Origin of the sequence: Streptomyces phyllanthi, assembly GCF_009377205.1 — a bacterium.
GTDB lineage: Bacteria > Actinomycetota > Actinomycetes > Streptomycetales > Streptomycetaceae > Streptomyces > Streptomyces phyllanthi.
On sequence record NZ_VJZE01000346.1, the window covers coordinates 1 to 9,997 of the forward strand.

Here is a 9,997-nt window from a genome sequence, read left to right on the forward strand (position 1 = left end):
GGGCTGGTGGTTGCCTTCGGGCGGCAGGTGAAGGCACTCAGACTCCGATCCGGCTTGGACCGGGTGGAGTTCGGTAAGCGGGTTGGTTACTCGGCGGACACGGTGGCATCGCTGGAGCAGGGGCGGCGCACTCCTCAGCCAGGGTTCATCGACCAGGCGGACGAGGTGCTGGACGCGGGAGGTGTGCTGACGGCACTGAAGGAAGAGATCGCGCGTGCTCAGTACCCGGCGTTCTTCCGGAGCATGGCGCGTCTTGAGGCGGAGGCTGTTGCGCTCTGTGCGTACGACACCCTTGTGGTCAACGGGCTTCTGCAGACCGAGGAGTACATGCGTGCAATCCTCGCGATGCGTCGCCCGTTGTTGGATGAGGAGACCATCGAGCTCCGCGTCGCAGCACGTCTGGCACGGCAGGAAATCTTCAACCGCTGGCCCGCACCGTTGCTGAGCTTCGTCATGGAGGAGTCCCTACTGTGCAGGCAACTCGGCGGGAAAGCGGTGCTCCGGGGGCAACTTGAGCATCTGCTCCTGATGGGAGACAAGCGAAACGTGGAGCTCCAAGTCATGCCGCTCGACCGTGAGGACAACGCGGGTGTCGATGGACCGTTCACGGTGATCACCCGCAAGGACGGGGAGCAGTTCGTGTATGCGGAGGTCCAGGGCCGGAGCCACCTTCTGACAGAGCGGGACGAGACGAGTCTTGCTGCGGCCCGCTATGGGATTATCCGAAGTCAGGCTCTCCCTCCACGCGAGAGCCTGGATTACATCGCGAAGTTGCTGGGAGAACTATGAACGTGGCAGGAAGCGAGTCGGTCGTGACCGAACTGGCCTGGTTCAAGAGCAGTTACAGCGGTGCTGAGGGCGGCCAGTGCCTTGAGGTTGCCGCAGCTCCCGGAACCGTCCTCGTCCGGGACTCCAAGCGTCCCGCCGGACCCACGCTGGCCGTCGGGGCCGAGGCATGGGCCGGTTTCGTGGCCCTGGCCTCTGGCCGCTGAGGGAGCGACATACGACGTTCAGGGCCCGGGATGGAACCGGGCCCTGAGTGGGTCACACGTCGTCCAGACCCTCCTCGCTGCGGATCATCCGCCACGCCGCGCGGCGGGCGCTGCGGTCGAGGTTGGACTTGAAGTCCCGGTCCGCACCGAAGTACCGCTTCCCGAGGGTGTCGATGGTGGAGACATGGTCCATCATGTTCTCCTCGAACTTCTTGTCGAAGACGATGCCGAAGTTCTCCTCGTCGTTGACGAGGGCGGCGGCCCGGACCTTCGGGTCCTCCTTGGTGGCGTTGAAGGCCGGGAGGACGTCCTCCTCGGTGAACTCCGTGCCGAACTTCGCGTTGAACTTGTCGATCAGTTCGGACAGCAGGGACTTCTCGGGGTCCTGCCCGCCGCCGACGCCGTCGCCGAATCCCCTGAGCTCGGCGGGGCCCTCGGGGTTGAGGGAAACATCGTGCTCGCCGGTCTTCTCGACGCGCAGGTGACTGAGGTCGACCTCACCTATGTCGACACCGCCGTCGGCCAGGCGGGGGAGCCGGTTGAGCAGGTGGCGGCCGTAGAGGTACAGCCGTTCCAGCTCGGCGTCCTGGTACGGGACGATCTGCGCGAGGAAGCCGTACTTGCGGACGTAGTCGTTGAGGTTCGCGCGGAACTCCTCGGCGGCCTCGACGTCGTCCTCCTCGTCGCTCTCCAGAAGGTGGGTGAAGCGGACGACGGCAGGTGACAGGAGCCGGTACAGCTCGGCGTGCAGCTTCTCCCACTTGGACTGGGAGCCGCCCGCCTTCTTCTCCGCCTCGATGTACGCGGCGACGAACTCGTCCATGTCCTGCTCCGAGATGACCGGTGCGGACATGACGCGGCTCTGGGCCGTGTACAGGAGGTTGGGGTCGGAGGGCAGGGTGTGCGCCTCCTCGAAGTACGGGCGGAAGGCGTCCTGTATGTCCTCGGCGTCGTTGACGAAGTCCAGGACGGCGAGGTCGGCCTGGGACTTGCGTTCGGCGGTGCGGTTGAGGCGGGAGAGGGTCTGCACGGCGGCGATGCCGGTCAGCGTCTTGTTGACGTACATCGTCGTGAGGAGCGGCTGGTCGAAGCCGGTCTGGTACTTCTCGGCGACGACGAGGATCCGGTACTCCTGCTGCCCCTTGCCGCCGGCCTTCGCGGCCTTGTCGTCGGCGCGGGTGTAGCCGAAGGCCTTCGGCAGCGCGCTCTCCGATAGGCCGCCGTTCTCCTTGCTCTCGGTGGTCTCCTCGCCGTCGATGGTGAGGGACCCGGAGAAGGCGACCAGGACACCGAGGTCCGGGTACTTGGTGTCGTACTCGCGGTCGGCGATGTAACTGCGGATGGCACGGGCCATCTGCACGGCGGAGTGCCGGGAGGCCGTGACCACCATTGCCTTGGCACGTCCGCCGAGTCGGCCGCGGCTGTGGGCGACGAAGTGCTCGACGATCACCTGGGCGTGCTGGGACACCGTGTGCTCGTGCATGAGCGCGAACCGGGCGAGCAGGCTGTTCGCCTTGGAGGGGTCGACCTGCTTCTCGTCGCGGTTGAGGTTCGCGAGCTTCCAGTAGGTGTTGTAGGTGACGTAGTTGCGCAGCGGGTCGAGGATGAAGCCTTCCTCGATGGCCTGGCGCATGGAGTAGGTGTGGAAGGGGCGGTAGACGGTCTTGCCGTTCTCCACGCCTTCCGTGCCGAAGAGTTCGAGCGTCTTGGACTTGGGTGTGGCGGTGAAGGCGAAATAGGAGAGGTTGGCGGCACGGGAGCGCGCCACCGCCTTGGCCTTCAGCTGTTCGTCCACCGTGACGGTGGTCGCGCCTTCGTCGTCCGAGTCCGCGTCCAGGCCGAGGTCGCGCAGGGCGGACTTCACGGCGGTGGCCGCGTCGCCGGACTGCGAGGAGTGCGCCTCGTCCACGATGATGGCGAAGCGGGTGCCCTTGATCTCAGTGGGGTTGCGCTTGATGTAGTCCAGCAGCGCAGGGAACGAGTGCAGGGTGACGGTGACGATCTTGCCGGTGTCCCGGGAGAGGGCACGGGCGAGTTGCTCGCTCTTCGCCCCGTGCTTCTCGTCGACCTTCACGACCAGGCCGTCCGTCTGCGAGAAGCTGCCGACGGTCGCCGAGAGCTGGGCGTCCAGCGCGCGGCGGTCAGTGATGACGATGACCTTGTCGAAGACGGGCTCGCCCGGCTTGATGCGGCCGTCGGCCAGGGCGTCGGGCCTCAGAACGTGCGGATCGGTGCGGGCGTGCAGGTCGCTGAGGCGGTGGGCCAGCCAGCCGATGGTGTTCGACTTGCCGGAGCCGGCGGAGGCCATGACCAGGTAGTTTTGGCCGGCGCCGTGGACGGATGCGTGCGCGGTGAGCTTCCGTACCACGTCCCACTGGTGGAAGCGCGGGAAGATCGTCGACTTGGTGGTGCCGCCGCCAGGCGTCTTGTGCTTCTGCTGGTGCACGAAGCGCTGGAGGAGGTCGAGCCAGTTGTCGCGTTGCCAGACCTGTTCCCAAAGGTAGGACGTGGCGTACGTGCCGTGGGCCGTGGGCGCCGGGTTCCCGGCCCCGCCAGGCTGGCCGGGGCCGTTCGAGCCGGTGTTGAAGGGCAGGAATCGGGTGCTCTTGCCGCGCAGTTGCGTGGTGACGAATACCAGGTCCGGGTCGACGGCGAAGTTCGCGATGACGCGCCGCGTGAAGATCAGCTCGGTCGGGTCTCGGTCCGTCCGGTACTGCTCCTTGGCCTGCTCCACGCCCTGCCCGGTGAGCGGGTTCTTCAACTCGGCCGTGGCGACCGGGATGCCGTTGAGGAACAGGGTGAGGTCGAGACGGTGACCCCAGTCGGCCTGCTTGGTGGCGTAGGGGAGCTCACGGACGACGGTGAGGCGGTTGGCCCGGTAGCCGTCGAGGACGGAGTCGGCGGAGATGAGGTTGGGCTTGAAGTAGGCGACGCGGAGCCGCACACCGCGGTCCTTGACGCCGTTCCGGAGGACGTGGAGCAGTCCGTCATCGGCGATGGCCCGGTCGAGGCGCTGCGCGAAGCCGCGCTGGGCCTCGTTGGGGTTGCCGCCGTACACGGTGAGCAGGTCGTTCCACTCGTCGGGCTGGGTCGCGCCGATGAAGGTGTAGAGCTCATTGGTGTCGAGCCCGAGGTCGGGGTGGTAGTCCTCGGGGTTCGCCTCTCGCCAGCCGCGTTCGCAGAGGACGGCGACGATGGCGGAGCCGAAGGAGGACTCGTCGTGCACGGGGCTCATACGGCGATTCCTTCGGTTACGTTGCGGCCGCTGGCGGTGGTTACGTCGAACTGGCCGGTTACGGCGGCGGTGATGACGGCTTGGCGGCGTTCGGCCAGTAGAGCAACTTGCCGTTTGGTTGCTACGCGCAAAGTATCGGAGTGCTGCAACGCTTGACGTACCCTATCCGCGATCGAATATTGCTCCTCAACGGATGGGCAATAGACGCGAAGTTTTAGGCAATCGTGTACCCGCATGTGCGTGTGTGCTGCTCCGTCGCTGGCGCGCATAAATTGCTCCTTCATGAAGGAGCTAAGGAAGTTGTACAGGAGAAATTCTGAGGTAATGCGCTGGCGGTTTGGCCGGTAAAGCATGACCTGCTGGCCAAGGAATACCGGCGCGTTGGAAGTCAGGATTCCTGCCTCGCCAACGGGAGCTTGGCGTGTGAAGAGCAAGTCGCCGACCTGTGGAGCGCCGCGACGATTCCACTGCCGAAAGATATCCTCCGTGACCCGATAGGTGTTCTCTGCGTCCACTCGCCCCATTCGCACGTTGGAAGTGCGAATCATTCGATAAGGTGTGTTCTCAGTCGCGAGGGGTGCAGTTTTGTTGACGCAATCCAGCACCACTGCGCAAGTTCTGGTAACCGGTACCACGTGCGAGTCGGGAACACTTCCAAGCTCGGCATCGATCACCGCCGTACGGCGGTCCAGAGCGAGCTGGCCAGCCCGGCTTGCCAAACGTTCGATCTGCCCAATTCTGGCGGTCTCCGCGTCCAAGAAGTCGGCGATGCGGCGCTGCTGTGCGAGTTCTGGAGCCTCGAAACGGATGTTTGCGTAGCGTTCTGCGTTGAAGTTTTGGATGGTTGAGGATACTGCCTCCGCCTGGATCGTGTGCTGAAAGGGAGTGCTGCGGGCAACGTAGGCGAGGAATCGGGGATCCGTGTCCGGTCGAGGGCGGAACCGGACTAGATAGCCCGCAAACGTCATGCCAGCATCTGCTGAGCGAACAAGGTATGACTGCCCGGGCGGCGTTCCGCTGCGAGAAAGGAGTAGGTCCCCTGTGTCAAGGGTGAACCGACCCTCGGGGGCAGAGTCGATAAAAACCCCCGAATCTTCGGGTGTCAAAGTGCCGCTACTGATGTCTGTCGTGCGCAGGAGTCGTACTCCTGAGTGCGAGTATGTCTCAGCCGACACGTTGAGGCCATACTGGCCTGCGTCGATGCAGAGGTCCTTGAGGCGGAGGCTGCGCCAAGTGCTCACTGGGCGATCACCCCCAACAGCTGCTGGATCTGCGACTCCAGCTGCTTCAGCTCTGCGTCGATCTCTGCCAGCGGCCGCGGCGGTTGGTATGCGTAGAAATGCCGCGTGAACGGAATCTCGTACCCGATCTTCGTCTTGCTGTGGTCGATCCACGCATCCTGCACGTGCGGGTGGACCTCCCGCTTCAGGTACTCCTCTACATCCTCACCCATCGGCACATTCTCGTAGTCCCGATGCTCGGTGTCTGGCTCGGGCTGTCCCTTAATGAGCTGAACTTCGCCCTCCGGGTCCCGCACACCGATCGCGTCGCGCAACGCCTTGTTGAACGGCGCGCCCGTCGGCCACGTCCCGCCGGCTTGCACCACTGCGTCCTTCAGAGCCAGCCAAGCCTCCTGCTTGGTGGCCCAGCTCGTGACCTCCATCGACTCGAAGGCGTCGAACATGACGGAAACCTGCGGCAGCTTCTGGATCGCCTTGGACGCCTCCAGCGCCGCCAGCGTCTCCTCCGTCACCTCGAACCGCAGCTTCAATGGCCGCTCGACCGTGATCCGCTGGTACCCGAAGTCCTCGTTGGAGAAGACCTTCACCTTCCCGTGCAGCGGATGCTCCGCATCCCCCGCCACGGCCAGCGCCTCGCCGTAAAGCTTGACCACCGTCGCGATGTGGTCCTTGCCCAGCTCCTTGCGCTTGTCGCCCAGCGACTTCCGCATCTTCTGCCACTGGTCGCGGGCGTCGAGGAGTACGACCTTGCCCTTGTGGTCCGGGTTCTTCCGGTTAGTCAGGATCCAGAAGTAAGTGGAGATGCCAGTGTTGTAGAAGAGCTGGTCCGGCAGGGCCACGATGCCCTCCAACCAGTCGTTCTCCAGGATCCAGCGGCGGATCTCCGACTCACCCGAACCTGCCGCACCCGTGAACAACGGCGAACCGTTGAAGACGATCGCCAGCCGTGAGCCGCCCCCGCCGTTCACGTCCACCGGCTTCATCTTCGAGATCATGTGCTGAAGGAACAGCAGCGACCCGTCGTTGATGCGCGGCAGACCCGCCCCGAAGCGGCCGGCCTCGCCCAGCGACTTGTGCTCGGCCTCGACCTCCTCCTTGACCTTCTTCCACTCCACGCCGAACGGCGGGTTCGCCAGCATGTAGTCGAAGGACTTACGCGCGTGCCCGTCGTCGGAGAAGGAGTTGCCGAAGGCGATGTTCTCCGGGTTCTGGCCCTTGATCATGAGGTCGGACCGGCAGATCGCCCACGACTCGGGGTTGAGTTCCTGCCCGTACACCTCCACCGTGGCGTCCGGGTTGAGCTCGGTGATGAGGTCGTCCATCGCGGAGAGCATCCCGCCCGTGCCGCAGGCCGGGTCGAGGACGGTGCGCACCGTACCGGGAAGCTGGAGCGCGTCACCGTCCGGGGCGACCAGCAGCCGCACCATCAGCTGGATGACCTCACGCGGTGTGAAGTGCTCACCGGCCGTCTCGTTGGACTGCTCGGCGAAGCGGCGGATCAGCTCCTCGAAGATGTAGCCCATGTTGTGGTTGGGCACGACCTCGGGACGCAGGTCCAGATCCGTGAACTTGCCGATGACCTGGTAGAGAAGCCCCGCGCCGTCCAGCCGCTTGATCTGCTGCGCGAACTCGAAGCGGTCCAGCACGCCCCGCGCGTTGTCGGAGAACGCCCCCACGTACACCTGGAGGTTCTGCGCGGCGTTCTGCGGGTCTGCCGCGATCTTCTTCAGGGTCAGGCTGGACTTGTTGTAGAAGGAGTGGCCCGAGGCCCGCCGCAGGAAGCGGTCCGGGTCGATGCCGCTGTCCTTGTGCTGCTCCGCGATCTCCGCGACCTTCTCGCGGGTCGGCTCCAGCACGCACTCCAACCGCCGAAGCACGGTGAACGGCAGGATGACCTTGCCGTAGTCGGACTGCTTGTAGTCCCCCCGCAGGAGGTCGGCGACGGACCACGCGTGGTTCGCCAACTCCGTGTGCTTGCTGCTGTTCAAGAGATTCCCCGAGTTCCTTCCGTACCGTCCCGCCATCACGCCGTACCGTGTCCCGAACGGCCGCGCCGGGTGCGGACCAGTGTGGTCGATCTGTGAAGTGCTGTATGCCTATGGGTGCGAATTGCCGCCCTGGACGCCTTCGCCGCTCTCCGCAGACGGGAGCAACTGGCCACCTGTAAGACCTGCCGCCAACAGCCTCGCCGTCTCCTCCGCCAGCAGTACTGCGCGACGGGCCTCCGCCCGAAGCTCATGCACCCGCCGGAACGCCTCCCCGTACTGCCGCTGCACAGCGAGCGGCAGCAGCGGTACGCGCAACCGTCCCGGACTCACCTGCAACACCGTGCTCCCCGTCGACGCGCCCGCGATGTTGTCCTCGGAGCCCAGGAAACCGGCCAGGCACCACGCGTCGAGGCGCGTCGGATCGGGCCGGAGGAGATGGACATGAGGGCCGAGCAGAGCACCGGTGTCCCCCTCCCCGGCGACCCTGGCCATGGGGCCCTCTCCGCCCGCGACCGCCCGTACGAGGACGTCCCCTTCGGCGATGAGCGGCGCGGCACTGTCCCGCAGCTCGGCCGCATCGCCCGTCGGACCCGTACCCCGCTCGATGTCCGCGGCGGTCAGGACCGCACGGGCAGCCTCAGAGCCGTGGGCACCTCCCGCTCCACCGGGCACCGTGTCCGGCGACGTCCGCAGCACCGCCAGCGCACCGCCCCGAGCCAGGTCGGACGCCGTCGCCGTACGCCACTCCGCCGCCGACGCGCCCGCAGCCGTGCAGTCGCTGTCACGCGCCGCGCGAGCGAGTGACCGAGTGGACCGAAGGAGATCGGCCCTCGCCGCGTCCAGGTCCGCTGCCAGTTCCTCCGGAGCGATGTCCGACCGCGTGACGCGGACGTGGCGGGCCGGTGCCAGGTCGGCCATGTCGTCCAGGAGGTCGACCACAGGCACCGCACGCGCCCTGCCCGGCTCATCCGTGAACCCGTCCGGATCGCGGACGAACGCTTCCCAGGCCGTCACCGCCAGATTTTCGACCCCGGCCCAGTCCAGCGGGGCCGGGCGGCTGCCGCCCTTCGGCCGCGTCCCTGAAACCGATGCCGACACAGACGTCGACATCGACCCGCGATCCGAACCCGTCGCCGTGTCCACGAACAGAACCGACTTCCGCTCTGCCCCGCCTGGTTCGGGTCGCTGGAGCACCCAGATCTGCAACGCCACATGCAGTGGCGGCGCTGCTCCAGCAGGCAGCCCCACCACAGCGCGCAGAGCACCGCTGCGTACAAGCTCCCTCCGTACGCGACGCCCCGACGCGCGACCCGCGGTGGCGGGCGGCAGGATCAGGACCGCGTGACCGCCTGGTCTGAGATGGGCCAGGGCATGCTGCACCCACGCCAGCTCCGACTCCGCGCGCGCCGGCACGCCGTACGCCCAGCGGGGGTCGTATGCCAGCTCGTCATGACCCCAGTCCCGGTCGCCGTACGGCGGGTTGCACAGCACCGCGTCGACGGTGAGGTCAGGGAAGGCATCCACGCGGAGGCTGTCGCCGGTGCGCACCGTGACCTCGGCCTCCGGTGCGGTGATCATGAGGCCGACCGCGCTGCGCTGTGCCTGGACGGGAAGGGTGTCCTGGCCGTACAGCTCGCTTGACTTGCGGCGGGCTGTGGCCGCCAGCAGGGCGCCGCTGCCGCAGGCCGGGTCGAGGACGCTGGTCGGTGTGCCGGGGATCAGGCGGGCGGCGAGGTCCGCCAGCGGCGCGGGGGTCTGGTACGTCCCGCTCGCGGCGCTGTCCTCCAGTTCCCGCTCGGCGAGCGCGCTCAACGCGGCCTGACCACCCTCGTCCCGGACGCAGAGGAACAGAGCCCGCAGCACCGGCGCGTCGGCAGCCGTGAAGTGGACCGGCCGCGCGCCCGGTACCGCGTCGGCGAGGTCCGTCGCAGCCCGGGCGGCACGGTCGGCCAGGTCCCCGTCCGGCAGATCCAGGAGTGCCTTGAGCTCCTCCGGTTTCCGACGCGTCGCCGCGAGGACTAGGGACAGCAGGTCGGTGGTACTGCCTCCCGAGCCGGAATTGTTCTGCGCGCGCAGACGGAGCGTCGTGCGCAGTTCCTCCGTGGGGTTCGCCGCAGAGGTGTGCCCGCGCGAGCCGAGCCAGGAGCGAACCGCCTCCAGGTCGTACAGCGGGCTGCTCTCCGTGCCACCGGACGGGGCCGGGAAGTTGTCGTGCCGACGCCGCCAGTTGCTGACGGTGGCGCGCGTGACTCCGGCGATGCGGGAGATCTCCGCAGCGGTCACCTGCGCGGATGGCGGCTGGGGCATGGCGGGTTCCTGAGCCTCTCGGGAGGGAGTGAACGGTAAACAACCTACAGCGCTGGTCAAATCTGTCAATGTGTTTGACAGTGCTTTCAGTGCTGTGCTCCTCTGGTTGAGCTTCCAGTGGTGAGTGCCGCTCTGCTGGTGGCTCGGCCCTGCCATGGGCCCGCTTTCATCCTCTGGAACGGAGAACCGTCATGAGCACCCAGAACCCCGGCCCCCAGAACCTGTCTCTTATAC

General features: G+C 66.5%; 6 protein-coding genes. 2 read left to right on the forward strand and 4 right to left on the reverse strand.

Annotated elements, in window-relative coordinates:
• Together FNH04_RS33520 and FNH04_RS33525 are read left to right on the forward strand one after the other, a co-directional pair.
• Positions 1-789 (forward strand): helix-turn-helix domain-containing protein (locus FNH04_RS33520; RefSeq protein ID WP_152789616.1); only part of this gene is annotated, 789 nt, incomplete at its 5' end.
• Positions 786-992, forward strand: a complete 207-nt coding sequence (locus FNH04_RS33525) for a DUF397 domain-containing protein (RefSeq protein ID WP_152789617.1) — start codon at positions 786-788, stop codon at positions 990-992. The genes FNH04_RS33520 and FNH04_RS33525, both read left to right, overlap by 4 nt.
• 52 nt (positions 993-1,044) lie before the next feature.
• Here the strand turns inward: FNH04_RS33525 and FNH04_RS33530 are convergent, their stop codons facing one another.
• From FNH04_RS33530 to FNH04_RS33545, 4 genes are all read right to left on the reverse strand, one after another.
• Positions 1,045-4,227 carry a type I restriction endonuclease subunit R gene (locus FNH04_RS33530; protein WP_152789618.1) on the reverse strand — a complete coding sequence of 1,061 codons (3,183 nt, stop codon included), beginning with the start codon at positions 4,225-4,227 and terminating at the stop codon, positions 1,045-1,047.
• Entirely contained in the window at positions 4,224-5,195 is a 972-nt protein-coding gene (locus FNH04_RS33535) for a restriction endonuclease subunit S (protein WP_345672749.1), read from the reverse strand. Before FNH04_RS33535 ends, FNH04_RS33530 begins: the two co-directional genes overlap by 4 nt.
• Before the next feature lie 269 nt (positions 5,196-5,464).
• On the reverse strand, positions 5,465-7,456 hold the full coding sequence (locus FNH04_RS33540) for a type I restriction-modification system subunit M (RefSeq protein ID WP_152789620.1): 1,992 nt from the start codon (positions 7,454-7,456) through the stop codon (positions 5,465-5,467).
• A gap of 108 nt (positions 7,457-7,564) precedes the next feature.
• On the reverse strand, positions 7,565-9,763 hold the full coding sequence (locus FNH04_RS33545; protein ID WP_152789621.1) for an N-6 DNA methylase: 2,199 nt from the start codon (positions 9,761-9,763) through the stop codon (positions 7,565-7,567).
• Positions 9,764-9,997: the final 234 nt, after the last annotated feature.